Annotated in this window: 27 protein-coding genes; 20 read left to right on the top strand and 7 right to left on the bottom strand. The window is 63.8% G+C overall.

Features of this window, described 5'->3' with window-relative positions; translation table 11 throughout:
- Positions 1–20: 20 nt before the first annotated feature.
- A complete protein-coding gene (gene ubiA, locus NKL06_RS07330; RefSeq protein ID WP_023692096.1) occupies positions 21–1,004 on the bottom strand; it encodes a 4-hydroxybenzoate octaprenyltransferase in 984 nt (327 codons plus the stop codon).
- 51 nt (positions 1,005–1,055) lie between these two features.
- Positions 1,056–1,967 carry a LysR family transcriptional regulator gene (locus NKL06_RS07325; RefSeq protein WP_023687123.1) on the bottom strand — a complete coding sequence of 304 codons (912 nt, stop codon included), beginning with the start codon at positions 1,965–1,967 and terminating at the stop codon, positions 1,056–1,058.
- Between the two features lie 91 nt (positions 1,968–2,058).
- Here NKL06_RS07325 and NKL06_RS07320 point away from each other — a divergent pair, with 91 nt between their 5' ends.
- Together NKL06_RS07320 and purD are read left to right on the top strand one after the other, a co-directional pair.
- Positions 2,059–2,853, top strand: a complete 795-nt coding sequence (locus tag NKL06_RS07320) for a phytanoyl-CoA dioxygenase family protein (protein ID WP_023692095.1) — start codon at positions 2,059–2,061, stop codon at positions 2,851–2,853.
- Between the two features lie 133 nt (positions 2,854–2,986).
- Entirely contained in the window at positions 2,987–4,270 is a 1,284-nt protein-coding gene (gene purD / locus NKL06_RS07315; protein WP_023692094.1) for a phosphoribosylamine--glycine ligase, read from the top strand.
- Between the two features lie 3 nt (positions 4,271–4,273).
- On the opposite strand, the gene NKL06_RS07310 is transcribed toward purD, so the two are convergent.
- On the bottom strand, positions 4,274–5,383 hold the full coding sequence (locus NKL06_RS07310; protein WP_032998893.1) for a glycoside hydrolase family 25 protein: 1,110 nt from the start codon (positions 5,381–5,383) through the stop codon (positions 4,274–4,276).
- A 450-nt stretch (positions 5,384–5,833) separates the two neighbouring features.
- Here NKL06_RS07310 and NKL06_RS07305 point away from each other — a divergent pair, with 450 nt between their 5' ends.
- Both NKL06_RS07305 and NKL06_RS07300 read left to right on the top strand, forming a co-directional pair.
- Positions 5,834–7,603 (top strand): acyl-CoA dehydrogenase family protein, encoded by a 1,770-nt coding sequence (locus tag NKL06_RS07305; RefSeq protein WP_352580093.1) that lies wholly within the window; start codon positions 5,834–5,836, stop codon positions 7,601–7,603.
- A gap of 31 nt (positions 7,604–7,634) precedes the next feature.
- The gene (locus tag NKL06_RS07300; protein WP_023692091.1) at positions 7,635–8,387 is read left to right on the top strand and encodes a crotonase/enoyl-CoA hydratase family protein; all 753 of its coding nucleotides are present in this window, start codon (positions 7,635–7,637) and stop codon (positions 8,385–8,387) included.
- 8 nt (positions 8,388–8,395) lie between these two features.
- Here the strand turns inward: NKL06_RS07300 and pdxH are convergent, their stop codons facing one another.
- Complete coding sequence (pdxH, locus tag NKL06_RS07295) at positions 8,396–9,025, bottom strand: pyridoxamine 5'-phosphate oxidase (RefSeq protein WP_081725434.1); 630 nt, start codon at positions 9,023–9,025, stop codon at positions 8,396–8,398.
- A gap of 28 nt (positions 9,026–9,053) precedes the next feature.
- On the opposite strand from pdxH, the gene NKL06_RS07290 reads away from it, so the two are divergent.
- Complete coding sequence (locus tag NKL06_RS07290; RefSeq protein ID WP_023687129.1) at positions 9,054–9,515, top strand: RT0821/Lpp0805 family surface protein; 462 nt, start codon at positions 9,054–9,056, stop codon at positions 9,513–9,515.
- Positions 9,516–9,639: 124 nt separating this feature from the next.
- Positions 9,640–10,569 carry a DnaJ C-terminal domain-containing protein gene (locus NKL06_RS07285; RefSeq protein WP_023692090.1) on the top strand — a complete coding sequence of 310 codons (930 nt, stop codon included), beginning with the start codon at positions 9,640–9,642 and terminating at the stop codon, positions 10,567–10,569.
- Between the two features lie 19 nt (positions 10,570–10,588).
- Here the strand turns inward: NKL06_RS07285 and NKL06_RS07280 are convergent, their stop codons facing one another.
- Positions 10,589–11,224: a TetR/AcrR family transcriptional regulator gene (locus tag NKL06_RS07280; protein ID WP_023692089.1), complete on the bottom strand. Its 636-nt coding sequence runs from the start codon at positions 11,222–11,224 to the stop codon at positions 10,589–10,591.
- A gap of 187 nt (positions 11,225–11,411) precedes the next feature.
- Between NKL06_RS07280 and mddA the strand changes: the two genes are divergently transcribed.
- The 3 genes from mddA (at position 11,412) to NKL06_RS07265 (ending at position 13,826) form a co-directional block, all read left to right on the top strand.
- On the top strand, positions 11,412–12,146 hold the full coding sequence (gene mddA, locus NKL06_RS07275; protein ID WP_023692088.1) for a methanethiol S-methyltransferase: 735 nt from the start codon (positions 11,412–11,414) through the stop codon (positions 12,144–12,146).
- Between the two features lie 224 nt (positions 12,147–12,370).
- On the top strand, positions 12,371–13,192 hold the full coding sequence (gene fabI, locus NKL06_RS07270) for an enoyl-ACP reductase FabI (RefSeq protein ID WP_023692087.1): 822 nt from the start codon (positions 12,371–12,373) through the stop codon (positions 13,190–13,192).
- Positions 13,193–13,238: 46 nt separating this feature from the next.
- Positions 13,239–13,826, top strand: coding sequence for a histidine phosphatase family protein (locus NKL06_RS07265; RefSeq protein WP_023692086.1), 588 nt, complete (start codon positions 13,239–13,241; stop codon positions 13,824–13,826).
- Between the two features lie 82 nt (positions 13,827–13,908).
- Here NKL06_RS07265 and NKL06_RS07260 read toward each other — a convergent pair whose 3' ends face one another.
- Positions 13,909–14,163 carry a DUF1344 domain-containing protein gene (locus NKL06_RS07260; RefSeq protein ID WP_023687135.1) on the bottom strand — a complete coding sequence of 85 codons (255 nt, stop codon included), beginning with the start codon at positions 14,161–14,163 and terminating at the stop codon, positions 13,909–13,911.
- Positions 14,164–14,346: 183 nt separating this feature from the next.
- On the opposite strand from NKL06_RS07260, the gene aroC reads away from it, so the two are divergent.
- The 3 genes from aroC (at position 14,347) to NKL06_RS07245 (ending at position 17,078) form a co-directional block, all read left to right on the top strand.
- Positions 14,347–15,462, top strand: a complete 1,116-nt coding sequence (aroC, locus tag NKL06_RS07255; RefSeq protein ID WP_023807497.1) for a chorismate synthase — start codon at positions 14,347–14,349, stop codon at positions 15,460–15,462.
- A 74-nt stretch (positions 15,463–15,536) separates the two neighbouring features.
- Positions 15,537–16,637, top strand: a complete 1,101-nt coding sequence (gene ribB, locus NKL06_RS07250) for a 3,4-dihydroxy-2-butanone-4-phosphate synthase (RefSeq protein ID WP_023685407.1) — start codon at positions 15,537–15,539, stop codon at positions 16,635–16,637.
- An 18-nt stretch (positions 16,638–16,655) separates the two neighbouring features.
- Positions 16,656–17,078 carry a hypothetical protein gene (locus tag NKL06_RS07245; protein ID WP_023692085.1) on the top strand — a complete coding sequence of 141 codons (423 nt, stop codon included), beginning with the start codon at positions 16,656–16,658 and terminating at the stop codon, positions 17,076–17,078.
- A 63-nt stretch (positions 17,079–17,141) separates the two neighbouring features.
- Here NKL06_RS07245 and NKL06_RS07240 read toward each other — a convergent pair whose 3' ends face one another.
- Complete coding sequence (locus NKL06_RS07240; RefSeq protein WP_023692084.1) at positions 17,142–18,365, bottom strand: MFS transporter; 1,224 nt, start codon at positions 18,363–18,365, stop codon at positions 17,142–17,144.
- Positions 18,366–18,484: 119 nt separating this feature from the next.
- Between NKL06_RS07240 and NKL06_RS07235 the strand changes: the two genes are divergently transcribed.
- From NKL06_RS07235 to dxs, 8 genes are all read left to right on the top strand, one after another.
- Entirely contained in the window at positions 18,485–19,093 is a 609-nt protein-coding gene (locus NKL06_RS07235; protein ID WP_023692083.1) for a TetR/AcrR family transcriptional regulator, read from the top strand.
- A gap of 134 nt (positions 19,094–19,227) precedes the next feature.
- Entirely contained in the window at positions 19,228–19,602 is a 375-nt protein-coding gene (locus NKL06_RS07230; RefSeq protein WP_023692082.1) for an Imm8 family immunity protein, read from the top strand.
- Between the two features lie 85 nt (positions 19,603–19,687).
- Positions 19,688–20,665, top strand: coding sequence for a hypothetical protein (locus NKL06_RS07225; RefSeq protein ID WP_023692081.1), 978 nt, complete (start codon positions 19,688–19,690; stop codon positions 20,663–20,665).
- A gap of 71 nt (positions 20,666–20,736) precedes the next feature.
- Positions 20,737–21,663 (top strand): histone deacetylase family protein, encoded by a 927-nt coding sequence (locus NKL06_RS07220; RefSeq protein WP_023692080.1) that lies wholly within the window; start codon positions 20,737–20,739, stop codon positions 21,661–21,663.
- Positions 21,664–21,666: 3 nt separating this feature from the next.
- Complete coding sequence (locus NKL06_RS07215) at positions 21,667–21,918, top strand: exodeoxyribonuclease VII small subunit (protein ID WP_023668433.1); 252 nt, start codon at positions 21,667–21,669, stop codon at positions 21,916–21,918.
- A 38-nt stretch (positions 21,919–21,956) separates the two neighbouring features.
- Complete coding sequence (locus NKL06_RS07210) at positions 21,957–22,223, top strand: DUF2277 domain-containing protein (RefSeq protein WP_023668432.1); 267 nt, start codon at positions 21,957–21,959, stop codon at positions 22,221–22,223.
- Between the two features lie 10 nt (positions 22,224–22,233).
- Entirely contained in the window at positions 22,234–23,154 is a 921-nt protein-coding gene (locus NKL06_RS07205) for a pirin family protein (protein ID WP_023685413.1), read from the top strand.
- Between the two features lie 100 nt (positions 23,155–23,254).
- Complete coding sequence (gene dxs / locus NKL06_RS07200) at positions 23,255–25,168, top strand: 1-deoxy-D-xylulose-5-phosphate synthase (protein WP_023685414.1); 1,914 nt, start codon at positions 23,255–23,257, stop codon at positions 25,166–25,168.
- Positions 25,169–25,191 lie beyond the last annotated feature (23 nt).

Here is a 25,191-nt window from a genome sequence, read left to right as displayed (position 1 = left end):
TAGTGACGGGGAGAAGGAGATTAAACCAGCGGCTTTAGCGCCACCCACAGCGCACCGCCGATCAGGCCGATGAAGATCAACCAGCCGACCTGGTTGTTGGATTTGAACAGCCGCAGGCATTGATCGGGATCGTCGATATCCAGAACCGCTATCTGCCGCGCCATATGGGCGCCGGCGGCGATCAGCCCGGCCAGCGCCACCACCGGCGCCTGCGCCGAGGCGAAGGCGATTGCGAAGCAGACCAGCGTGCCGCCATAAAGCCCGACCAGCCAGGTCTTGGTGTTGTCGCCGAACAGCCGCGCCGTCGAGCGCACGCCGACGATGGCGTCGTCTTCCTTGTCCTGATGTGCATAGATGGTGTCGTAGCCGATCACCCACAGGATCGAGCCGATATAGAGCATGACGGCCGGGCCATCGAGATCGCCGAACTCGACCGCCCAGCCCATCAGCGCACCCCAGGAGAAGGCGAGCCCGAGCACCAATTGCGGCCAGTTGGTGAAGCGCTTCATGAAGGGATAGACGGCAACGATGACCAGCGAGACGATGCCGAGCGGAATGGCGAAGTCGTTGAACTGCAACAGCACGACCAGCCCCAGCAACGCCTGGATGACCAGGAATATCCAGGCTTGGCGGCGCGTCACCTTGCCGGCCGGCAGCGGCCGCGAGCGCGTGCGCTCGACCTTGTTGTCGATGTCCTGGTCGACAATGTCGTTATAGGTGCAGCCGGCGCCACGCATGGCGACGGCGCCGACAAAGAACAGGAACAGGAACCACGGCGACGGCAGTAATGTCAGCAACGGGTCTGCCGGGCGGGGATAGGCGCTGGCCGCAAGCGCTGCCGACCACCAGCAGGGCCACAGCAGCAATTGCCAGCCGATCGGCCGGTCCCAGCGCGCAAGCTGCGCGTAAGGCCACAGCCAGCGCGGCAATATCTTGTAGACCCAATGGCCGCTCGGCGCGTCGGCGACGCGGCCCTGTGCGGCTTTCGACTGGATGGTTTCCATCGTGCTGGAGTGGCAGCAGCGGCGTGCCCCGTCAAGCGGCCGCATTGTCGCTCAGGCGGTGAAAATATCGTGGCTGGCAAACCATTCCTTCGCCACCTCCGTGAAGGCCAGCGCCGCCTTCGACAGCCTTTGCCTTGTGTCATGGGTGAGGATGATGCGCTGCATAGGCAGCGGATCGGACAGCGGCTTGCAGACCAGCGGCAGCCCGTCATAACTCCTGTCGCCATAAGGCCTGGTGTAGCTCACCGCGACGCCGAAGCCGTTGGCGACCATGCTGCGCTGCAGTTCGAACGAACTCGCCGTCGATTGCGAGACCGGCGACAGGCCGCGGCTGAGGAACAGGTCCAGCATATGCTGCCAGCTGTGCGGCTGGTCGGTGGTGATCAAGGGATGGGTCGCCAGCTCCGCCAGGCTGACGCTGGCCTGGCTGGCCAGCGCGTGGCCTTGCGGCAGAAGCGCGTGTGGCCGCAGCTCATGCAGCAGGATGCGGGCGAAGTGCGAGGGCAGGCCGAGATCGTAGGTCAGGCCGAGATCGATTGCCGCATCGCCGAGCCGCCGGCCGAGCGTCTCGAAGGTCTCGTCGCGGACCACCACGGTGACCGCCGGGCAGCGTTGCGAAAAAGCGCGGATCAGCGCCGGCGCGAAATAAGGCGCCAGATCCTCGAAACAGCCGAGCACAAGTTCGCCCCCGACATCGGCGTCGCGCGTCCCGAGCCCAACCAGTTCGTCCGCTTCGGCCAGCACCTGCTTTGCCTTCGCCACCGCGCTGCGGCCGAACGAGGTCAGCGCGATGCCGCTGCCGCGCTGGCGCACGAACAGTTTCTGGCCGAGCGTCGCTTCGACATTGTCGATCGCCACCGAGATCGAGGGCTGCGAGACGTTCAGCATCCGGGCGGCCACGGTGACGCTGCCGTGACGGGCAACAGTGACGAGGTAGCGCAACTGGGTGAGGGTCAGGTTCATAGGGTAAAGCTATAAGAGGGATGAGAAGTTATTATTTTACGCGATGTGCGGCGGCCGCGATAGTCGGTCATCGAAACAGGAGAGACATGACATGGCCGCCAGACATATCGATGCCGCAGCGATTGCCGACTACCAGCGCGACGGCGCGGTCTGCATACGCGGCGCCTTCAAGGACTGGGTCGGCACCATCGCCGCCGGCATCGAGCGCAACATGCAAAACCGCAGCGCCGCGGCGTCGGACATCGCCAACGGCAAGGGCAGCTTCTTCGACGATTACTGCAACTGGGAGCGCATTCCCGAATTCGTCGACGTGGTGCGCAATTCCCCGGCCGCGGAACTCGCGGCAGCGGCGATGCAGTCGCGCAGCGCCCAGTTCTTCCACGACCATGTGCTGGTCAAGGAACCGGGCACGCAAAAGCCGACGCCCTGGCACCAGGACATCCCGTATTACTTCGTCGATGGCACCCAGACCGTCAGCTTCTGGATCCCGATCGATCCGGTCAAGGAAGCGACGCTGCGGCTGATCGCCGGCTCGCACAAATGGGACAAGATGATCCTGCCGGTGCGCTGGCTCGATGACAGCAATTTCTATGCCGGCGAGGGCGACTACCTCCCCGTGCCGGATCCAGACAAGGACCCGTCGCTGAAGGTGCTCGAATGGGAGATGGAGCCGGGCGACGCCATCCTGTTCGACTTCCGCACCGCGCATGGTGCGCGCGGCAATCCGACCGCGGCGCGTCGCCGGGCGCTGTCGCTGCGCTGGGTCGGCGACGATGCGCGCTATGTCGAGCGCCCCGGCCGTACCTCGCCGCCCTATCCCGGCCATGACATGAAGCCCGGCCAGAAACTGCGCGAGGACTGGTTCCCGGTCGTCTTCCAGAGCTGATACCGGCCGGGGACGCCGTGCTCTCGGCGCGACGTTCCCGTGCGCAACCGGTATGGCGCAAGGTAAAACTCTTGACCCGCGCCGCCCGGGGCAATAGCGCAGTCCCTGTCGTGAAATGACAAGGGACATCGGCATGCGCGTTTTGTTGATCGGCTCCGGCGGCCGCGAACATGCCCTGGCCTGGAAGATCGCGGCCTCGCCGCTTTTGACCAGGCTCTATGCCGCGCCCGGCAATCCGGGCATCGCCCACGAGGCCGAACTGGTCAAGCTCGACATCGCCGACCATGCCGCTGTTGCCAGCTTCTGCAAGGACAACGCGATCGACCTCGTCGTCGTCGGGCCGGAAGGCCCGCTGGTCGCCGGCATTGCCGATGACCTGCGCGGCGAAGGCATCCGCGTCTTCGGACCGTCGAAGCGCGCCGCAAGGCTCGAAGGCTCGAAAGGTTTTACCAAGGACCTCTGCGCCAAATACGATATCCCGACCGCTGCCTATGGCCGCTTCACCGATCTGACCGCGGCAAAGGCCTACGTCGAAAAGATGGGAGCGCCGATCGTCATCAAGGCCGATGGGCTCGCTGCCGGCAAGGGCGTCACCATCGCCATGACGCTGGACGAGGCGCGCGCCGCCCTCGATGCTTGTTTCGACGGCGCATTCGGTGACGCCGGCGCTGAGGTCGTGGTCGAGGAATTCATGACCGGCGAGGAGGCGAGTTTCTTCTGCCTGTGCGACGGCACGACCGCACTTCCCTTTGGCACCGCGCAGGACCACAAGCGCGTCGGCGATGGCGATACCGGCCCCAACACCGGCGGCATGGGCGCCTATTCGCCGGCGCCGGTGATGAGCCCCGAAATTGTCGAGCGCACCATGCGCGAGATCGTCGAGCCGACCATGCGCGGCATGGCCGAGCTTGGCGCGCCGTTCGCCGGTATTCTGTTTGCCGGGCTGATGATCACCGACAAGGGGCCGAAGCTGATCGAATACAATACCCGCTTCGGCGATCCCGAGTGTCAGGTGCTGATGATGCGGCTGAAGGACGATCTGCTGGTGCTGCTCAACGCCGCCGTCGACGGCCAGTTGGCGCACAGTTCGATCCGCTGGCGCGACGATGCCGCGCTGACCGTGGTGATGGCGGCACAGGGCTATCCCGGGACGCCGGAAAAAGGCTCGGTCATCCGCGGGCTGGAAGAGGCGGCCGGCGATGGTGTTGAGATTTTCCACGCCGGCACCGCCATCAATGGCGGCGCGCTGGTCGCCAATGGCGGCCGCGTGCTCAACGTCACCGCGTCAGGCAAGACGGTCGGCGAAGCGCAGAGCCGCGCCTACGCCGCGCTCGACCGCATCGACTGGCCGCGAGGCTTCTGCCGCCGCGACATAGGCTGGCAGGCGGTGGCGCGGGAGAAAGCCAGCGCCACCTGAGCCTCAGCGCTCGCGAACGAGTTCCGTCGAAGCGGTGCTGACCGGGTCGGCGGCCTGCGAGAAGGCGGCCTCGAGCAGAGCCTCCGAACGATACGCAGTCCGCTTCCAGGCGACATACTCGGCAATGCCGAAGCGCGCGCGGCGCGGCACCGTCTTGACCACCGGCATGCGGAAGGCGGCGCGGAATGTCTGCCAGCGCGCGCCGAGCACCGCCACCATCTCCTCGACCGTCGGTGGCGTCGCCACATCGGCGTATGTGATGGTGACTTTGCCGGCGAGCCCGGCCGCGCGCGACACCGGCACCGGTATCGAGGCGAGGTAGTCGGGCGGCACGTCGATCAGGCCGCCGAAGGGCCATTGCTGGCGCAGTGCCGCCGCGTCCATCGGCGCGACGTTGACGTCGATGTCGTTGGGCGTGCCGGCGACGCGGTAGGGGCAGCGCAGGCGCCCGCAATTGGCCTGCGCCGAGAACTGCCACAGCGCATAGCCCTGCCAGTTGCCCATCGGAAAATGCACGTCGATGTCGGGCTTGTAGCGCGCATACCAGAGCGGCAGCCGCGACAGCAGACGGTATCGATAGCGGTTGTCGGCGATGTACTGGGCGGTCTTGCCGTTGGTGTAGAGGATCGGGAAACGGCCGAGCCGCCGGTGCACCTGGCGCACGAATTCCTCGGCATCCTCGAGCGACATCCATTGCGAGGGGTCGTTGCCTTCGAGATCGAGGGCGAGCAGATCGTCAGGGGCTGGCTCGGCGAAATCGATGAAACTGTTGGCCTGCTCGAGCGGATTGCCGGGGCGGGCAAGATGATACGCGCCCCATTTCAGGCCGAGCGCCTTGGCCACCACCTTGCGCGTCTGAAACAGCTCGCGCGTCACCGCAAAGCGTTTCCACAATGTCTTGCAGAGTTTGACCGCAGGCTCGTCGCCGTAGCAGAAATAGGGCGGCGGCAGCCCGTCGGAGGCCTTGTTGATGAAGCCGACAATGCGCTTGTCGGTGGCAAGCTGCGCCCAGTCGATGGAATTGTATTCATAGGCGTCGACCACCAGCGCGCGGTCGCCATCCCGCCAAGGCTCGGAAAAGTCCGAGGCTGTAGCCGCTGACGTCAGCGCCATTATCGCCGCGAGAGCGATCGCTGAGCGGCGAAGAAGATGCGCCGGCGTTTTCAAACAGGGGATCCCCGCTGACCAAACACCGATGGTGGACCGGTATGGTTAAGGAAGTGCTTTCGGGCAGGAGTCCTGTCGCTCTCGCGATTTCGTCATTCTATGGCGAAGCAAGGAGCGAAGCGACGCGGCGCGGACCATAGTATGCATTCCGCGACTTCGAAGCGTTGCCACGGCGCGGAATTCTGCACCGTTGCGCCCCTAGCGCGAGGTCGCGACATGGTACTCGGCGTCCGCTACGCTCCCGCTCCACCTGTGGACGACGAAGTTCGATGAAAATCCGCGTGACAAAGTTTGACGTTTACGTAAAAAGAAGGTCGGAGGCCGCCCAGAGGCGGATGGTTTTGCATCGGCCCGGGTCCTAGGATCGAGCGATCGGAGCAGCGGAGGAGAAGCGGCATGTACAAGGCCCCGGTCGACGACATTTCGTTCACGCTCAAGCATGTCGCCGGGCTCAAGCCGGCACTCGACAGCGGCGCGTTCGGGGACCTCGGCGAAGACCTTGTCGACGCCATCCTGGGCGAGGCCGGCCGCTTCGCCAGCGAGGAGGTGGCGCCGCTCTACAAGATCGGCGACCAGCACGGTGCGGTGCTGAAGGATGCAGCCGTGACCATGCCGCCCGGTTGGAAGGCGCTTTACCGCAGCTGGATCGACGGCGGCTGGAACGCGCTGTCGGGACCGGAAGAATTCGGTGGCCAGGGCCTGCCGACCATGCTCGGCGTTGCCGCGCTCGAAATGTGGAACTCCGCCGCCATGGCCTTCGGCATCGGCCCGACGCTGACCATGGGCGCGGTCGAGGCGCTCGACAAGCATGCTTCCCAGGCGCTCAAAGCAAGGTATCTGGCGAAGCTCGTTTCCGGCGAATGGATGGGGACGATGAACCTGACCGAGCCGCAGGCCGGTTCCGATCTCGCCGCTCTGCGCACCCGCGCCGAGCCTGCCGGCGACGGCACCTACCGCATCTTCGGCCAGAAGATCTTCATCACCTATGGCGAGCACGATTTCACCGACAACATCGTCCATCTGGTGCTGGCGCGGCTGCCCGATGCGCCGGCCGGCACGCGCGGCATTTCGTTGTTTTTTGTGCCGAAATTCCTGGTCAATGATGACGGCTCGCTCGGCGCCCGCAACGACGTCTTCTGTTCGGGCCTCGAGCACAAGCTCGGCATCCATGCCTCGCCGACCTGCACCATGATCTATGGCGACGGGTTCCAGGGTGCTGCGCCCGGCGCCATCGGTTGGCTGATCGGCGAGGAGAACAAGGGGCTCGCCTGCATGTTCACCATGATGAACAACGCGAGGCTTTGCGTCGGCATGCAGGGCGTGGCAGTGGCCGAAGCCGCGACGCAGAAGGCGATCGCCTATGCCAATGAGCGCCGCCAGGGCAAGGCATCGGACTTTTCAGGCGCCGGGATGGCGCCGATCGTCCATCACCCCGACGTGCAGCGCAATCTCTTGACCATGAAGGCTTTGACCCAGATCGCCCGCGCCATCTCGTATTCCTGCGCCCATGCCATCGACCTCGCGCGAGTCTCGCCCGGCGATCAGGCCGCGCATTGGCGCGACCGCGCCAATCTCCTGACGCCGCTGGCCAAGGCCTTTTCCACCGATATAGGCGTCGACGTTGCGTCGCTGGGTGTCCAGGTCCACGGCGGCACGGGCTTCATCGAGGAGACGGGCGCGGCCGCGCTCTATCGCGACGCTCGCATCGCGCCGATCTATGAAGGCACCAACGGCATCCAGGCGATCGACCTTGTAGTCCGCAAATTGCCGCTTGCCGGCGGCGAGCATGTGCATGGCTATATCGCCGAATTGAAGGCCATCGCCGACGAGGTGCGGACCTCGAGCCTGCAGGGCTTCGGCCGCACCGCCGAAGCGCTTGACCAGGCGTTCGACGATCTCACCGAGGCGACGCGCTTCCTGCAGAAGCTGCTGGCCGACGGCCGTCTGGACGAAGCGCAAGCCGGTGCGACCCCCTATCTCAGGCTGATCTCGCTTGCTGCCGGCGGCGCTTATCTGGCGCGTGGCGGACTTGCCCAGCAGAGCCGCATCGCCCTTTGCCGCTTTTTCGCCGAAAACCTGCTCGGCGAAGTCAGCGCCTTGAAGGAACGCGTCATCGATGGCGCCGAGAGCCTCGCTACCGCCGGCAAGGCGCTGATAACGGCCTGAATACCAGAGCGCTCACCAGGGAAGAATGACCGTGACAGACCATATTCTCGTCGAGCGCCAGGGCGCCATCCAGATCATCCGCATGAACCGTCCCGACAAGAAGAACGCACTGACGCGCACCATGTACGCGACAATGTCCAAGGCGCTGGCCGATGGCGATGCCGATCCGGCGGTTCGCGTCCATGTCTTCCTCGGTGTTTCAGGCGCCTTCTCTTCCGGCAACGATCTCGCCGATTTCCTGGTCATCGCCACCGGCGGTGAGGGCGGCAACGAGGTCTGGGACTTCCTGATGGCGCTGGCCAAAACGGAGAAGCCGATGGTCTCCGGCGTCGACGGCATTGCGGTCGGCATCGGCACCACGCTCAATTTGCATTGCGACCTGACTTTCGCCACGCCGCGCACGGTGTTCCGCACACCCTTCGTCGACCTCGGCCTGGTGCCGGAGGCGGGCTCCAGCCTGCTGGCGCCGCTCATCCTCGGCAAGCAGGGCGCCTTCGCCCTGCTTGGGCTCGGCGAAGGTTTTTCCGCCGAGCGCGCCAAGGCCGCCGGCCTGATCTATGAAGTGGTCGAGGAGGACGGGCTAGAAGCCGCGGTACTCGCAGCGGCCGGCGAGATCGCCGCCAAGCCGCCGCAGGCGCTGAAGATCGCGCGTGACCTGATGCGCGCCCCGCGCCACGAGCTTGTCGCCCGCATCAAGGTGGAGAGCGAGCATTTCTCCGAGCGGCTGAAGTCCGACGAAGCGCGCGCCGCGTTGACGGCCTTCATGACGCGCAAGAAGGCCTGAACCTCTCCTCAGGGATAAAGCCGTGTCTTGTCCCAGCCGCCTTCGGCGTTGCGCGAAAAGACCAGCCGATCGTGCAGCCGGAATGGCCGGTCGTGCCAGAACTCGATCGCCTGCGGCACGATGCGGAAGCCCGACCAGTGCTTGGGCCGCGGGATTTCGCCGATAGGGTAGCGCGCCGTGTATTCGGCCACCGCCTTCTCCAGGGCAAAGCGGCTTTCCAGCGGCCGCGACTGTTTCGAAGCCCATGCGCCGATCCGGCTGCCGCGCGGCCGCGTCGCGTAATAGGCGTCGGCTTCAGCGTCGCTGACGATCTCCACCGGACCGCGTATGCGCACCTGGCGGCGCAGCGATTTCCAGTGGAAGCACATCGCCGCCTTCATGCTGCCAAGAATCTCGCGGCCCTTGGCGCTCTCGAAATTCGTGTAGAAGACAAAGCCGCTTTCATCGAAACCCTTGAGCAGCACCATCCGCACATCCGGCATGCCGTCGGCATCGACGGTTGCAAGTGCTACGCCGTTGGCGTCGTTGATTTCGCTTTTCTTGGCGTCCTCCAGCCACTCAGCAAAGAGCCGGAACGGCTCGGCGGCTTCGGTAAAGTCACTACTTGTTAACTCAGTGTCACTCATAGTTTTTCTCAAATTGTCTCGAGCTTCAGGAGGTTGCCGATTGTCGCGTATCGCGCAAGCTTTTGACAGCGGGCAATGGAGCGTTATCGCTTCGGCCAGTTCGAAAGCCGTGATCGTGATTATCGCACTGCCGCTTGCCGCCTGCGGCGCCGGCGGCTTCAGCCTGGAAAAGGCCGAGGTCGACCGTTCCATCGTCACCTCAAGCGCGCCGGCGAGGGTGACATCGACGGACGCCGACAGCGCTTCCGACCAGACCACGATCGGCAATGCGGTGTCTTCGGCCGACATCGAGGAGCTTCGCGGCCAGGCCGTGCCGTGGGCGAATGCCGACACCGGCTCGCGGGGCTCCATCACCGAACTCGCCGAAGTGCAGGACAACGGCCAGGCCTGCCGCAGCTTTACCGCCTCGCGCGAAAGCTTCGACGGCGTCGCTTTGTTCAAGGGGCAATTGTGCATCGCCGCGGCCGGCGGCTGGCACATGCAGGACTTCAAACCGCTCTGATTTTCGAGGTTTGCGGGCATCGCAATTTCAACCCTCGATAAGCCTGCGCGCCACTGGAATTTCTTCCTATGGGAGCGCATATAAGGGCCAACGTGGATTTAACTCATTTTCCAGGGCAGGACGCATGCGCGACCCCTATGAGGTGCTGGGCGTTGCCAAGAACGCATCGGCCAAGGACATAAAATCGGCTTACCGCAAGCTCGCCAAGAAGTATCATCCGGACCAGAATCCGAATGATCCCAAGGCCAAGGACCGTTTTGCCGCCGCCAATCAGGCCTATGAGGTCGTCGGCGACGAGAAGAACCGTGCGGCCTTCGACCGCGGCGAGATCGACGCCGACGGCAAGCCGAAATTCCAGGGCTTCGAGGGCGCAGCCGGCGGCGGCGATCCGTTCGGTGGCTTCCGCCGCCAGCAGGGCGCCGGCGGCTCGCGCTTCGAATTCCGATCGGGGCGTCCGGGCGGCGATCCGTTCGACGGCAACAGCGACATTTTCAGCCAGATCTTCGGCGACGCCTTTTCCGGCGCGCGCGGCGCCGGAACAGGCGACCGCCGCCAGCAGGCGACCGCCGCCGATCTGAACGTCACGCTCGACGTCACCATCGAGGAGATAGCGACCGCCGAAAAGGTGACGGCGATGTTTCCCGACGGCCGCAAGATTGCGGTCAAGCTGCCGGTCTATGTCGAGGACGGACAGACCATCCGGCTGAAGGGCCAGGGCGAGCAGGGGCCGGGACAGCCGGGCGATGCGCTGGTCAAGATCCGTATCCGCAGGCACCCGCGCTACCGCATCGAGGGCCGTGACCTGCATGCCGATCTGGAGGTAGCGTTGGCCGACGCGGTGCTGGGCGCCAAGGTGCCGGTCGACACGCCGACCGGCAGGCTGGCGGTCAACATTCCGGCTTGGTCGAGCTCCGATAAGGTGCTGCGCCTGAAGGGCAGGGGCTTGCCGGAAAAGGCGGGTGGCCATGGCGATCTCTACGCCCATGTCCGCATCATGCTGCCGGAAGGCGGCGACAGCGAACTCGAAGCGCTGATGCGCAGCCGCAAAGGCTGACGCGGCCCGACTTGGCTGGCTAGCTGCCGGGCGCTGCTTCCTCCATCCGCCGGATGGTTTCGCCGAAGCGGCGCAACGCCTGCCGCACCGGGACATGCGGGCTCTCGATCTCAAGCAGGATCATCGTCTCGCTGCCGAGGAATGCGGCGCTGACCAGGCTGGTTACTTCGGCGGCGGAGAATGGCCCGAGGCCGCCGAACCGACGCTCCGCCTCTTGCGCCAGTCCGTCCAGCAGTTCGAACCAGCCGCGCAGGTCGCGGCGCACCGCCTTGGCGATCTCGGGGCTCGACAGGCTTGCCGCGATCATCTCGTGCAGGATCCGGACATAGCCGGACGCCAGATCATCGTCGAGGAAATCGCAAGCGCGCTCCCAGCGTTGCCACAGCGGCATCGGTGCCGCAAAGGTCTCCGCCTGGCGCTTCAGCAGGCCCTCGTTTAGATGGTCCAGCAGGGCCAGGAACAGCCGTTCCTTGGAGCCGAAATGGTAATGGATCTGGCTGAGCGGAACGCCGGCGATCTCGGCAACGCGGCGCGTCGACAGATCGGCATAACCGCCTCGATGGAGGCATAACTCGGCGGCCGAAATCAGTTCGGCGCGCGTGTCGCGCTTTTGCTTGTTCTGCGGCGGGGTAACGGCTTCGGCAGCGTCCGTCATGCGGCGTGGCTGCCGCTGTTAGCGGTGCAATCTGGGCGGATCATAGCTTCTCCTGTCCGGGGCTGGACGTCCCTCCACTCTATCTCGGTCGAGCGACCGATCAAGTTGACTCGCTAGAAAATTTATGGTTTTTGACGCTGAATTCGGTCGACCGACCGAATCCTGATGCTTGCATGGAGGGGCAGTCATGGCGGGCGTAATAACCCTTATCTACGGCGTTGCCGCATACCTGATTTTTCTCGGTTCGTTTCTCTATGCGGTCGGTTTCGTCGGCAACCTGGTCGTGCCGAAATCCATCGATTCCGGCGTCGCTGGAAGTCCGGTCGAAGCCGTCATCGTCAATGCGCTGCTGCTCGGCCTTTTCGCCGCCCAGCACAGCATCATGGCGCGGCCGGTTTTCAAGCGCTGGTGGACACGGATTGTCCCGCACGCGGCCGAACGCAGCACCTATGTGCTTTTGGCCAGCCTCATCCTGCTGCTGCTCTACTGGCAATGGCGGCCCATCCCCGGTCTCGTCTGGACGGTCGAGAACCCGGTCTGGGTCGCCGTCATCCATGGCGTGTTCTGGCTCGGCTGGGCGGTATTGTTGACCAGCACCTTTCTGATCAACCATTTCGAACTGTTCGGCCTGCGCCAGGTTCTCGCGGCTTTGCGCAAGAGCGAACCGGCGCCGCCCGTGTTCAGGACGCCGCTGTTCTACAAATGGGTCCGGCACCCGCTCTATGTCGGCTTTCTCCTGGCCTTCTGGGCGACGCCGTCCATGACATGGGGCCATCTTCTGTTCGCGGCGGGTAGCACCGGCTACATCCTGCTCGGCATCTTCCTCGAGGAACGCGATCTCGTCGCGATGTTCGGTGACCAGTACCGCCTCTACCGCAAGCAGGTGGGAATGCTTATTCCCTGGCGCAAAATGGCTGGATAGGGCCGATGCGTTGCCGACCAGCCGATTCGGCTGGTCGGCCGGGCCTGGGCCATCAAGGCGCGCTGGCCGCAGTGAGGCGTTCAAATCTCACAACAACGTTATTATCCCCCATTCGTTGTCACGCCGAGTGTCTGAATTGAACGCGCGCCCCGTCTGCGCTTGATGCGCCTTTCTGCCTGTGCGATAGGCACTCCAAAGCAGAAAATCTTTCGGAGAGCGCTGACATGGCGGGTGGACAGGGCCTTATGGCCGGCAAGCGCGGCCTTATACTGGGCGTCGCCAACAACAGATCGATTGCCTACGGCATCGCCAAGGCCTGCGTCGACCATGGCGCCGAGATCGCGCTGACCTATCAGGGCGAGGCGTTCAAGAAGCGCGTCGAGCCGCTGGCTGCGGAATTGGGCGCCTTTGTCGCCGGTCATTGCGATGTCACTGATCCGGCGAGCCTCGACGAGGTGTTTGCCAATGTCGCCAGGCATTGGGGCGGCAAGCTCGACTTCCTCGTCCATGCCATCGCCTTTTCCGACAAGGACGAGCTGACCGGACGCTATGTCGAGACGACGCGCGACAATTTCCTGCGCACCATGGACATTTCGGTCTATTCCTTCACCACCATCGCCAAGCGCGCCGAAGCGCTGATGACCGACGGCGGCTCGCTGCTGACGCTGACATATTACGGCGCCGAAAAGGTCATGCCGCATTACAACGTCATGGGTGTCGCCAAGGCCGCGCTCGAAGCCAGCGTGCGCTATCTCGCCGTCGACCTCGGCGGCAAGAAGATCCGCGTCAACGCCATCTCGGCCGGGCCGATCAAGACCTTGGCTGCTTCGGGCATCGGCGACTTCCGCTACATCCTCAAGTGGAACGAATACAATTCGCCGCTGAAGCAGACCGTCACCCAGGAAGAAGTCGGCGATTCCGCCGTCTATTTCCTGTCGGACCTGTCGCGTGGCGTCACCGGCGAGGTGCACCATGTCGATTCCGGCTATCACGTCGTCGGCATGAAGGCGGTCGACGCGCCGGATATTTCGACCGTCAAGGAATAGTTCTGCCGCGGTTTCCGCCCGCCTGTCCTGATTTCCGGAAGACCTGATGGTTCCGCTCGTCTACATCGTGCGCCATGGCCAGACGCAGTGGAATGCCGAGTCGCGGCTGCAGGGCCAGGCCGACACCGATCTCAACGCGCTCGGCCGCGAGCAGGCGACCCGCAATGGACGGCGGCTGGCCGAACTGATCCAGAACCCTGAGGATTTCGACTTTGTCGCCAGCCCGATGAAGCGGACGCGCGAGACGATGCAGCGGCTGCGCTTGGCGATGCAGCTCGATCCCGATGGCTACCGCACCGACCCGCGTCTGGTCGAGGTGCACTTTGGCGACTGGCAGGGCTTTACCTATGCCGAACTCGATGCGCGGATGCCGGGCTCGGCGAAGGCGCGACGACGCAACAAATGGAATTTCCAGCCGCCGGGCGAGGGCGCCGAAAGCTACCAGATGCTGCTCGAACGGGTGAAGCCGTGGTTCGACGCGCTCGACCACCAGACGGTCTGCGTCACGCATGGTGGCGTCGTGCGGACCCTGTTTCGGATGGTCAAGGGTGTTTCCGAACACGAAGCGGCAAACCTGGAAGTGCGGCAGGACCGGGTGCTCAGGCTGCAGGACGGGCGTCTGGATTGGCTTTAGGTTCGAGCAGATAAACAGGACGACTGTCCTGTTTATCCGTGCAGGGCTCCGCCGAGCGGCAAGACCCTGTTCGGCGTCGGTCTTATTCGGTGTCGGGCAGTTCCATGTCGGTGACGACGTTCTCGCCATTCGTCACGTCATAGGCAATCACGACATCCATGCCCGGCTTCAGCGAATCGAGATCGGTCTCGGCGTTGAGCTTGAAGGACTTGCCGTCCTCCAGCGTCAGCGTCAGTGCGTCCTTGTCGACCTTCTTGATCAGGCCTTCGGTCTGGCCGGCATAGGCGGCGGTGGAAATCAGCAACATGGCGGCAGCAGCGCCAATCAGGGTACGCATCGTCGTCCTCTTTGTCATTGCGCCTGCACGGATGGCGGCGAGCTTTCAACGGGCGGATGGAAGAGAGCAGAAACCAACCGAATGTGTCAAAACTAAAACCGCCGGATCACAGTTTGACCGCTGTGGAAAACGCCAATAGAACGCACCTTTGATCCGGTCCGCTGCCGGGCAGGGCTAAAATTCATGTCTCACAACACGTTCGGCCATCTCTTCCGCGTCACCACCTGGGGCGAAAGCCATGGCCCGTCGCTCGGCTGTGTCGTCGACGGCTGCCCGCCCGGCATCCGCTTCACACGGGCCGAAATTCAGGCCGAACTCGACAAGCGCCGCCCCGGCCAGTCACGTTTTGTGACGCAGCGCCGCGAACCGGACGAGGTGAAGGTGCTGTCCGGCTTCATCCTCGACGAGGACGGCGAGTCGATGATCACCACCGGCACGCCCGTCTCGATGCTGATCGAGAATGTCGACCAGCGCTCCAAGGACTATGGCGAGATCGCCCGCCAGTACCGTCCCGGCCACGCCGACTACACCTATGACGTCAAATACGGCCTGCGCGACCATCGCGGCGGCGGCCGTTCTTCGGCCCGCGAGACCGCCGCTCGCGTGGCGGCCGGCGCCTTGGCGCGCAAGGTGGTGCCCGGAATGGTGGTGCGCGGCGCGCTGGTCTCGATGGGCGAAAAATCGATCGACCGCGCCAACTGGAACTGGAATTTCATCGGTGACGCCGAAAACCCGTTCTTCACCCCCGATCCGGCCTCGGTTCCGGTCTTCACCAGCTATCTCGACGGCATCCGCAAATCCGGCTCCTCGGTGGGCGCGGTTATTGAAATCATCGCCGACGGCGTGCCAGCCGGCCTTGGCGCGCCGATCTATGCCAAGCTCGACCAGGACATCGCGTCCGGCCTGATGTCGATCAACGCCGTCAAGGGCGTCGAGATCGGCAACGGTTTCGAAGCCGCGCGCATCACCGGCGAACAGAATGCCGACGAGATGCGCATCGGCAATGACGGCAAGCCGGTCTTCCTGTCCAACAATGCCGGCGGCATTCTGGGCGGCATCTCGACCGGCCAGGCGATCGTCGCCCGCTTCGCCGTCAAGCCGACCTCGTCGATCCTGACGCCGCGAAAATCCATCGACAAGGACGGCAACGACGTCGACGTCATGACCAAGGGCCGCCACGACCCCTGCGTCGGCATCCGCGCCGTGCCGATCGGCGAAGCCATGGTTGCCTGCGCCATCGCCGACCATTATCTGCGGCACCGGGGACAGACAGGCCGGGGATTAGGCAGTAGGGATTAGGCAATAAGCCAGCCCGTACTTCCTTCCCTAACTCCTACTGCCCAACCCCTATTCCCTGCGAGCGAAGCGAGCCAATGCCATACGATCAGAAGAAAATCGTCGAAGCCATCCGCGCCTTCGAGCGCGGCGAGATCGTCGTCGTCATGGACGATGACGGGCGTGAGAACGAGGGCGACCTGATCGTTGCCGCCGTGCATTGCAGCCCGGAGAAAATGGCCTTCATCATCCGTCACACCTCCGGCATCGTCTGCACGCCGATGCCGCGCGAGGAGGCCAAGCGGCTCAATCTGCAGCCAATGGTCGCCGACAATGATTCCGCCCACACCACGGCCTTTACCGTCAGCGTCGATTTCAAGCATGGCACCACCACCGGCATTTCGGCCGAGGACCGCACGCTGACCGTGCGCAACCTGGCCAACGGCAATGTCGGCGGTTCGGATTTCGTTCGCCCCGGCCACATCTTCCCGCTGATCGCTAGGGAAGGCGGCGTGCTGATGCGTTCGGGCCATACCGAAGCCGCGGTCGATCTCTGCAAGCTTGCCGGCCTGCCGCCGGTTGGCGTGATCTCGGAGTTGGTCAATGACGACGGCACCGTCAAGCGCGGCCCGCAGGTGGCGAGCTTTGCCGAGGAACATGGCCTCAAGCAGGTTTCGGTCGCCGACCTCATCGCCTACCGGCAGCGCAAGGAAACGCTGGTCGAACGCGTCGCCTGCTCCGAAATCGACACACTCGGCGGCAAGGCACAGGTCTTCACCTACACGCTGCCCTGGGATTCCATGCACCATGTCGCGGTCGTTTTCGGCGACATCCGTGACGGCGAGGACGTGCCGGTGCGGCTGCATTCGGAGGATGTGGTGACCGACGTGTTCGGCACCAGCCACCGGCTCGACGCCATTATGAAGGCGATGGGCGAACGCAAGCGCGGCGTCATCGTTTACCTCCGAGAGGGTTCGGTCGGCGTCGCCCATCAGGAGCGCAACCGGCCGATGAGTGCCGACCGTGAGGACCACGAAGAGGCCCGCCGCCGTGAGAACGAGTGGCGAGAAATCGGCCTCGGCGCGCAGATTCTCAAGGATCTCGGCATCTCCTCGATCAATTTGATCGCCTCGCGCGAACGCCACTATGTCGGGCTTGAGGGCTTTGGCATTCATATCGCCAAGACCGAGATTTTCTAGGGGACAGGGGGCGGTCGGATGAGCTTCGAGGCCTATCTCAATTGCTTTGAAGATGGCGAAGAGAGCTACTTCCCCACATCGATCGTCGAGGATGCCTTCGCGCCGTTCGTCACCAGGCGTGAACCTGAATTCACCTGCTGGGTCGTCGCCTATGACGATGCGTCGTCGGCCGACCTCTATCTCAATTTCGACCCCGGCGATGCCTCGCGATGTTCAGGCTTCACCGTCGCGCGGCCGCCCGACGATCCGCGCCTCTACGAAGCGCTGTGGAAAATCCTGCGTGTCACCAGCTCGGTCGTGTATTGCGCCGGAGAATGTCCGCCGATGGTCGGGCGCGCTGAAACAATACCCCATCTGAACCCGGATATGGTCGAGACACTGGGAAGTCCCGTCGTCGTTGTTGATGGGGACGAGATTCGCAACAGGTTTGAACACTCCTAGGAAGCCCGGCTTCTTCAAGGTGAACGGCGTCCGTTCCGTGAGCTGAACCGGACGCTTGTGCTCCTATTCCGCGGGAACGGCGGCCGCGTCGCATCCGTCCAGCTCGCATTCATGGGTGGCCAGGCTGCGCTGGCCGGCGAGCACCGTGACCAGTGCGATAGTGCCGGCCGCCACCGAGACCCAGAACCCGTTCTGAGCTCCAAAGGCGTCCACGACGGCGCCGGCGGCAAACGAGCCCAGCGCCATGCCGATGCCAATCCCGGTCATCACCCAGGTGATCCCCTCGGTCAGCATCGCTTCCGGCACGTGCCGCTCGATCAGGCCGAAGGCGGTGATGAAGGTCGGCGAAATCGCCACGCCGCTGATGAACACGGCCAGCGCCAAGAGCGGCACGGTGCCGGCCGTTAGGGGCAGCAATGTGCCGAGCGCGACAAGAGCGACCGCGATGGCCAGTTGGCGCTGCAACGGTGCTTTCAGATTGAGCGCGCCGACAACGAGGCCGAGCACGAACGATCCCAGCGCATAGACCCCGATAACGAGGCTGGCGGCGCCCGGTTGGCCGAGTTCCTTGGTGATCGCCACCGTGCTCACTTCCGTCGTCGCGAAGGTGGTGCCGACGAAGATCAGGGCGAAGGTGATGATCTGCACTGGGCGCAGCCGGATTGCCGAGCCGCTTGTGACACGATCCACCGGCCGCACTTGCGGCTCGGTCGAGCGCTGCAGGATGAAAGCTGTCGAGCCGATGGCGAGGAACAGCGTGCTCACCAGAACACCAGCTTCGGGGAAGAGGGCGGCGCTCAAGCCCACCGACAGCGATGCGCCTGCGATGTAGACGAGTTCGTCCGCAGCCGACTCGAAGGCGAAAGCGGTGTTCATCTGCGGCCGGCCGCGGAAAATCTCGGTCCAACGCGCGCGCACCATGGCCGGCATGCTGGGCATGGCGGCAGCCGCCAATGCCGACACGAACAATGTCCATAGCGGCCAGTCCTGATTGGCTGCCGCAATCAGCACCGCAAAGGCGATCACGGTGACAATGGTGGTGGGAACAACGATACGCGTCTGGCCGAGCCGGTCGACCAGCCTTGAGATTTGCGGCGCCACGAAAGCATTGCTCAGCGCGAAGGTCGCCGCGACGGCGCCGGCCAGCCAGTATTCGCCATGCGTTTGCGACAGCATCGCCACGAGTCCGATCGGCGCCATGGCGATCGGCAGGCGCGCCAGGAAGCCGGCGCTGGCAAAGCCCTTGGCTCCGGGGGCACGAAAGATTTCGGCGTAGGGGTTTTGCATTGCGGGCTCCTCGACAAAGGCCAATTCAACAATTACATACGATGCGTATGATTGTAAGATAGTGCATACGCGGCGTATGTCAATTGGCATACGATGCGTATGTGAATAAGGCCAGAACCATGCACAGACCCCGCAAGGAGATGATCGCCGAAACGCGCGCCAAGCTGATCACGGCGGCCCGCCATGCCTTCGGTACGATCGGCTATGCCGAGGCGTCGATGGACGATTTCACCGCCTCGGCCGGGCTGACGCGCGGCGCGCTCTACCATCATTTCGGCGACAAGAAGGGGCTGCTGCAGGCGGTCATCGCCGAAATCGATGGCGAGATGGCGGTTCGCATAAATGAGATCGCGTCGAAAGCGCCGACCCGCTGGCAGCATTTCGTCGACGAATGCACGACCTATATCGAAATGGCGCTGGAGCCCGAAATCCAGCGCATCATGTTCAGGGATGGCCCGGCCGTGCTGGGGGATCCGGCGCAATGGCCGAATGCCAATGCCTGCGTCGGTTCAATGACCGATCATCTGACCGCTCTGCAGCAGGAGGGGGTGGTCGTCCCCGGTGTCGACCCCGAAACCGCCGCGCGGCTGATCAACGGCGCCAGCAGCCAGGCGGCGCAGCGCATCGCCAATTCGAGCGACCCCGAAGCGACGTCGAAGACCGTGGTGGCGGCCTTCAAACAGTTGCTCGAAGGGTTGCTGAAGAAGCAGGGTCCTCAGCCGGTCTGAAATCTCACCGCCGAGACCCGGCATTTTGGCAGTGGATCAGTTTGAGATTGCGGACATCGTTGCGCTGATCGAGGCGAAGGAAGCTGAGAAGCCGATGGTGCGGGCACCTATAGAAAGCGTGGAGAATTGCCCCTATGAGAGCACAATACAAGGGTCACCGAGTTGTAGAGACCAAAGCTGGCACATTCGCCCTTGACACGTGGAAGCCGCGCGATCCCACCGACTTTTCCATTACTATAGATTTCTACGCGGGCCCAGAAGGAGATGCGAGCGCCGACGCATTTACGGCGACAGTCTGCTCTCCGAACTATTTTCTTCGCTCGCAAAGCGGCAACGTGTTTTCTGGAGACAGCGTAATTTTCATGCTCAGATTCGACTACGCTGAACTGGAAAAGTTTCTCATAGATCGTTGCGCAGCTACCGAGGGCGATACATGGGACGCGATAGCTGCGCAACTAACGAGGCTGGGACGCTGGGAGTTCGACTATCACCTTCAGATTTCAAACTGACCCACGACTCGGGATTTGCCGATGTTGACAATTCCAGGCCCGGGATCATCCTCGCCGTCCATTCTCTGAGGGGAGATTCGGGCGCATGTGGGATTTCGAAATCGGCAGGTCGGTGTCCATCATGATCAGGACATGGCCGTTCATCGTCTTTCGCATGATCGTCTATTTCGGCATCACGCTGGCTTATATCGTGGCGACCGGCAGCGGCGCCTCGGTCGGCTATGGCGTCGGCCACATCTCCACCGATCCCGACGGGCCGCTGTCCTTTGCACTCTGGGGCGGCATCGTCGGCATTGGCGTCGTTTCGATCGCGCTTTACTGGATCCGCGAATACATCCTCTACGTCGTCAAAGCCGGCCATATCGCCGTCATGGTCCATCTGATCGACGGTAGGGACGTTCCCAATGGCCAGGACCAGATCGCCTACGCCAAGGATGTTGTGAAGGAGCGTTTCGCCGAGGCCAACATCCTTTTCGTGCTCGACCAGCTGGTCAAGGGCGCCATCCGCGCCATCACCGGCCTGATCGGCGGCATCGCCGCCTTCCTGCCCATTCCGGGCCTCGGCGGCCTGGTCGCTTTCATCAACACAGTCATCCGCCTGTCGCTGACCTATGTCGACGAGATCATCCTCGGCTACAACATCCGCATCAACTCGTCCTCGCCCTTCGAGACGGCGCGGCAAGGCGTCGTGCTCTATGCCCAGAACGGCAAGACCATGGTCAAGAACGCCGTCTGGCTGGCGGTGATCATGTGGGGCGTGTCCTTCGTCATCTTCCTGCTGATGCTGGCGCCGGCCGCCGCCATCATGTGGTTCATCCCGGGGCAGCTCGGCGGCTGGGCCTTCGTGCTGGCGATCCTGCTGGCCTGGGCCTTCAAGGCGGCATTCATCGAACCCTTCGCCATCGCCTGCCTGATGCAGGTCTATTTTAGGACGATTGAAGGCCAGGTGCCGAACGCCGAATGGGACCAGCGGCTGGCCGAGGCGTCGTCCAAGTTCCGGGAGCTCAGGGACAAGGCGCTGGCCTCATTCGGCGGCTCGCGCTGGACGCAGCCGAGCACCTAAACCCTGTTGAACGTCGGGGCGGCGCGGCGTCAAACCATGGTCAAAGCGGCCGGGCGCGCCTATATCGGGTCATGGTCACAAGGCTCTACACCCATCCGATCTTCCTCGAACATCTGACGCCGCCCGGTCATCCGGAGCGACCCGACCGCTTGCGCGCCATCGAGCGCGTGCTCGATGACGAGGCCTTTGCGGCGCTCGATCGGGTCACGGCGCCGCAAGGCGACGAGGCGACGATCCTCTATGCCCACCCTGAGGATTTCGTGGCTCGGGTCCGCGCCGCGATCCCTGAAAGCGGCATTGCCCCGATCGACGCCGACACCAGCGCCAGCCCGAAAAGCTGGCAGGCGGTGGTGACCGCCATCGGCGCGGCCAATGCCGCCGTAGACGATGTCTTCGAGGGCCGTGTCGCCAACGCCTTCGTCGCCGCGCGTCCGCCCGGCCACCATGCCGAAAAGACCACGGCGATGGGCTTTTGCCTGTTCAACACCGCGGCCATCGCCGCGCGTTATGCGCAGAAGAAACACGGCGCTGAGCGCGTCGCCATCGTCGACTGGGACGTCCATCACGGCAACGGCACGCAGGACATCTTCTGGGACGATCCGTCGGTGCTCTATTGTTCGACGCACCAGATGCCGCTCTATCCCGGCACGGGGGCCAAGACCGAAACCGGCGCCGGTAACATCGTCAACGCGCCGCTGGCGCCACAGACCGGCTCAGAGGTCTTTCGCGATGCCTTGCTGTCGCGCGTCCTGCCGGCGCTCGACAATTTCGCGCCCGATCTGATCATCATTTCCGCCGGTTTCGACGCCCACCATCGCGATCCGCTGGCCGAGATCAACCTCAACGAGGGCGATTTCGACTGGGCGACCGGCCAACTGCTGGAGCGCGCCGGGCGCCACAGCGGCAACCGGCTCGTCAGCCTGCTCGAGGGCGGCTACGATCTGCAAGGACTGGCATTTTCGGTGGCCGCCCATGTCGGGCGGCTGATGAAGGGGTAAAGTATGGCTGGCGAAGCAAATGAAGACGTCAAGGCGATGAGCTTCGAGCAGGCACTCGACGCGCTGGAGAAGATCGTCGATGATCTCGAACGCGGCGACGTGCCGCTCGACCAGTCGATCAAGATCTATGAGCGCGGCGAGGCGCTGAAGGCCCATTGCGACCGGCTGCTGAAGGCGGCCGAAGACAAGGTCGAGAAGATCAGGCTGTCGCGTGATGGCAAACCGGTGGGAACGGAGCCGCTCGACGCGGAGTAGTGGAATGGGGCGGGCATAAAGCAGATAGGAGTTCAAGCATGTGCAGAAACATCAAGACCCTGTTCAATTTCGAGCCGCCGGCGACCCATGACGAGATCCGCGACGCCGCCCTTCAATTCGTGCGCAAACTGAGCGGAACGACGCGCCCCTCGCAGCGCAACCAGGCAGCCTTCGACCGCGCCGTCGAGGCGATCGCCGAATCGGCGCATGAATTGCTGCATTCGCTGGAAACCACGCATCATCCGCGCAATCGCGAAGAGGTGGCGGCCAAGGCAAAAGCCAAATCGGCGCTCCGCTTCGCCTGAAGACATCCAGATGAGTTTCTTCCCCGGCAAGGACCCTGAGCCTGGCGATGCCTTCGCCAGCGACCAGATCGAGCTCATGGTCATTCCAAACGCCAAGGACATTGGCGGCTTCCAGGTTCGCCGCGCTCTGCCGACGGCAAAGCGGCGGCTGGTTGGTCCCTTCATCTTCTTCGACCGCATGGGGCCGGCCATCTTGCGCGCCGGGCAGGCGATGGATGTGCGCCCGCACCCGCATATCGGGCTTTCCACCGTCACCTATCTGTTCGACGGCAATATCAGGCACCGCGATTCGCTCGGCACCGAGATGGTCATCCAGCCCGGCGACGTGAATTTGATGACCGCCGGCCGCGGCATTGTCCATTCCGAGCGCACGCCCGAAGAACTGCGCGGCGCGCCGATGTCGGTCTCCGGCCTGCAGACATGGCTGGCTTTGCCCGACGGCAAGGAGGAAGTGGCGCCGGTGTTCGAGAACACGGCCGCGCTCCTTCTGCCCGAGATCGACGCCGAAGGTGTTTCCGGCCGCGTGGTGATCGGCGATTTCCAGGGACTGCGCTCGCCGGTAAGAGCCGACACCGAGACGCTCTACGCCGATCTGAGGCTGGCGCCCGGCGCCAGCGTCAAAATTCCCGCCGACGCCGAGGAACGCGCCATCTACACGCTGGACGGCGATGTCTCAATCTCGGGCGACCGTTTTCCGGCCGAACGGCTGCTGGTGTTCCGGCCTGGCGACGAGATCGTCGTGTCGTCCGAGCGCGGCGCCCATTTCATGCTCTTCGGCGGCGCTTCGCTCGGCTCTCCGCGCCACATCTGGTGGAACTTCGTCTCGTCGTCGAAGGAACGCATCGAACAGGCCAAGCAGGAATGGAAGACGGGCCGCTTCGATATCGTTCCTGGAGATGAGGAAGAGTTCATTCCGTTACCGGACAATTAACGTCAGCATCACCCGCGTCACTGACACGCATTTACATTCGGGCGACGCAGGCATATTTCGCCATGATCGACGCGCATCATAGCTGAGCAGGCCCTTAACAGTGAACGCAACGCTGCATACGCCGCTTCTCGACAAGGTCCGCATTCCAGCCGACCTGAAGAAGCTTGACGAAAGCGAGCTGCCGCAGCTGGCCTCGGAGCTGCGCGCCGAGCTGATCGATGCCGTCTCGCATACGGGCGGGCATCTCGGCGCTGGCCTCGGTGTCGTCGAACTGACGGTGGCGCTGCACTATGTCTTCAACACGCCGGAAGACCGCGTGATCTGGGATGTCGGCCACCAGGCCTATCCACACAAGATCCTGACCGGCCGCCGCGACCGCATCCGAACGCTCAGGCAAGAAGGCGGCCTGTCTGGCTTCACCCGTCGCGCCGAGAGCGAATACGACCCGTTCGGCGCCGCGCACTCCTCGACCTCCATTTCCGCTGGCCTCGGCATGGCCATGGCGCGCGACCTCTCCGGCGGCCACAACAATGTCATTGCCGTCATTGGCGACGGCGCCATGTCTGCCGGCATGGCCTATGAAGCCATGAACAATGCCGGCGCGCTCGATGCTCGCCTGATCGTCATTCTCAACGACAACGACATGTCGATCGCGCCGCCGACCGGCGCCATGAGCGCCTATCTGGCGCGGCTTGCCTCTGGCAAGACCTATCTTGGCCTGCGCGACTTCGGCAAGAAACTGACCTCCTATCTCGGCAAGCGTGCCGATCGCGCCATCAAGCGGGCGGTCGAGCATGCGCGCGGCTACGTCACCGGCGGCACGCTGTTCGAGGAGCTTGGCTTCTACCATATCGGCCCGATCGACGGCCACAATCTCGAGCATCTGATCCCGGTGCTGAAGAACGTCCGCGACCATGCCGACGGTCCGGTGCTGATCCATGTCGTGACCCAGAAGGGCAAGGGCTACGCGCCGGCCGAGGCTGCGGCCGACAAATATCATGGCGTGAACAAGTTCGACGTCATCACCGGCGCGCAGACCAAGGCCCCGGCCAATGCGCCGGCCTACACCAAGGTGTTTGCCGAAAGCCTGGTCCAGGAAGCCCGCCTGGACGAACGTATCGTCGCCGTCACCGCCGCCATGCCGAACGGCACCGGCCTCGATTTGTTCGGCGAAGCGTTTCCGACCCGGACCTTCGATGTCGGCATTGCCGAGCAACATGCCGTGACCTTCGCCGCCGGCCTCGCCAGCGAGGGCTACAAGCCCTTCGCCGCCATCTATTCGACCTTCCTGCAGCGCGCCTACGATCAGGTCGTCCATGATGTGGCGATCCAGAAACTGCCGGTGCGTTTCCCGATCGACCGCGCCGGTTTCGTCGGCGCCGACGGCGCCACTCATTGCGGCGCCTTCGACACCACCTTCCTGGCGACGCTGCCGGGCTTCGTGGTGATGGCGGCCGCCGACGAGGCGGAGCTTCGCCACATGGTGCGCACCGCCGCCTATTATGACGAAGGCCCGATCGCCTTCCGCTATCCGCGCGGCAATGGCGTCGGCGTCGACATGCCGGAGCGCGGCTCGGTGCTCGAAATTGGCAAGGGCCGCATCGTCAGGGAAGGCACCAAGGTGGCGCTTCTGTCCTTTGGCACAAGACTGCAGGACTGTCTGCTGGCGGCCGAGGAACTCGGCGCGGCAGGGCTTTCGACGACGGTTGCGGACGCCCGTTTCGCCAAGCCGCTGGACGAGGATTTGATCCGCCGTCTCGCCCGCTCGCACGAAGTGCTGGTGACGGTGGAAGAGGGCGCTGTCGGCGGTTTCGCCAGCCACGTGCTGCAGTTCCTCGCCCATGAAGGCTTGCTGGAAAGCGGTCTGAAAGTTCGGCCGCTTGTGCTGCCGGACGAGTTCACCGACCACGCCAAGCCGGAAAAAATGTATGCCGATGCCGGGCTTGACGCGGCCGGCATCGTGCGCACCGTGTTCGTCGCGCTCGGCCATTCCGCGCGCGCGCAGCGCGCCTGAATCAAACCTCACGCAGCTGAAGC

This window comes from Mesorhizobium sp. C268A (assembly GCF_040324475.1).
Taxonomy (GTDB): Bacteria; Pseudomonadota; Alphaproteobacteria; order Rhizobiales; family Rhizobiaceae; genus Mesorhizobium.
This window is presented reverse-complemented; position numbering and strand designations above follow the sequence as displayed.

Excerpts from the sequence above, each read along its gene's own strand:
- NKL06_RS07320 (WP_023692095.1), top strand. The coding sequence starts at position 2,059 with ATGGCCGCCAGACATATCGATGCCGCAGCGATTGCCGACTACCAGCGC.
- NKL06_RS07325 (WP_023687123.1), bottom strand. The coding sequence starts at position 1,967 with ATGAACCTGACCCTCACCCAGTTGCGCTACCTCGTCACTGTTGCCCGT.
- NKL06_RS07285 (WP_023692090.1), top strand. The coding sequence starts at position 9,640 with ATGCGCGACCCCTATGAGGTGCTGGGCGTTGCCAAGAACGCATCGGCC.
- NKL06_RS07220 (WP_023692080.1), top strand. The coding sequence starts at position 20,737 with ATGGTCACAAGGCTCTACACCCATCCGATCTTCCTCGAACATCTGACG.
- ubiA (WP_023692096.1), bottom strand. The coding sequence starts at position 1,004 with ATGGAAACCATCCAGTCGAAAGCCGCACAGGGCCGCGTCGCCGACGCG.
- NKL06_RS07245 (WP_023692085.1), top strand. The coding sequence starts at position 16,656 with ATGAGCTTCGAGGCCTATCTCAATTGCTTTGAAGATGGCGAAGAGAGC.
- ribB (WP_023685407.1), top strand. The coding sequence starts at position 15,537 with ATGCCATACGATCAGAAGAAAATCGTCGAAGCCATCCGCGCCTTCGAG.
- purD (WP_023692094.1), top strand. The coding sequence starts at position 2,987 with ATGCGCGTTTTGTTGATCGGCTCCGGCGGCCGCGAACATGCCCTGGCC.
- NKL06_RS07240 (WP_023692084.1), bottom strand. The coding sequence starts at position 18,365 with ATGCAAAACCCCTACGCCGAAATCTTTCGTGCCCCCGGAGCCAAGGGC.
- NKL06_RS07265 (WP_023692086.1), top strand. The coding sequence starts at position 13,239 with ATGGTTCCGCTCGTCTACATCGTGCGCCATGGCCAGACGCAGTGGAAT.
- NKL06_RS07210 (WP_023668432.1), top strand. The coding sequence starts at position 21,957 with ATGTGCAGAAACATCAAGACCCTGTTCAATTTCGAGCCGCCGGCGACC.
- NKL06_RS07215 (WP_023668433.1), top strand. The coding sequence starts at position 21,667 with ATGGCTGGCGAAGCAAATGAAGACGTCAAGGCGATGAGCTTCGAGCAG.
- NKL06_RS07310 (WP_032998893.1), bottom strand. The coding sequence starts at position 5,383 with ATGGCGCTGACGTCAGCGGCTACAGCCTCGGACTTTTCCGAGCCTTGG.
- NKL06_RS07225 (WP_023692081.1), top strand. The coding sequence starts at position 19,688 with ATGTGGGATTTCGAAATCGGCAGGTCGGTGTCCATCATGATCAGGACA.
- NKL06_RS07260 (WP_023687135.1), bottom strand. The coding sequence starts at position 14,163 with ATGCGTACCCTGATTGGCGCTGCTGCCGCCATGTTGCTGATTTCCACC.
- NKL06_RS07305 (WP_352580093.1), top strand. The coding sequence starts at position 5,834 with ATGTACAAGGCCCCGGTCGACGACATTTCGTTCACGCTCAAGCATGTC.
- NKL06_RS07280 (WP_023692089.1), bottom strand. The coding sequence starts at position 11,224 with ATGACGGACGCTGCCGAAGCCGTTACCCCGCCGCAGAACAAGCAAAAG.
- mddA (WP_023692088.1), top strand. The coding sequence starts at position 11,412 with ATGGCGGGCGTAATAACCCTTATCTACGGCGTTGCCGCATACCTGATT.
- NKL06_RS07230 (WP_023692082.1), top strand. The coding sequence starts at position 19,228 with ATGAGAGCACAATACAAGGGTCACCGAGTTGTAGAGACCAAAGCTGGC.
- NKL06_RS07235 (WP_023692083.1), top strand. The coding sequence starts at position 18,485 with ATGCACAGACCCCGCAAGGAGATGATCGCCGAAACGCGCGCCAAGCTG.
- fabI (WP_023692087.1), top strand. The coding sequence starts at position 12,371 with ATGGCGGGTGGACAGGGCCTTATGGCCGGCAAGCGCGGCCTTATACTG.
- NKL06_RS07205 (WP_023685413.1), top strand. The coding sequence starts at position 22,234 with ATGAGTTTCTTCCCCGGCAAGGACCCTGAGCCTGGCGATGCCTTCGCC.
- aroC (WP_023807497.1), top strand. The coding sequence starts at position 14,347 with ATGTCTCACAACACGTTCGGCCATCTCTTCCGCGTCACCACCTGGGGC.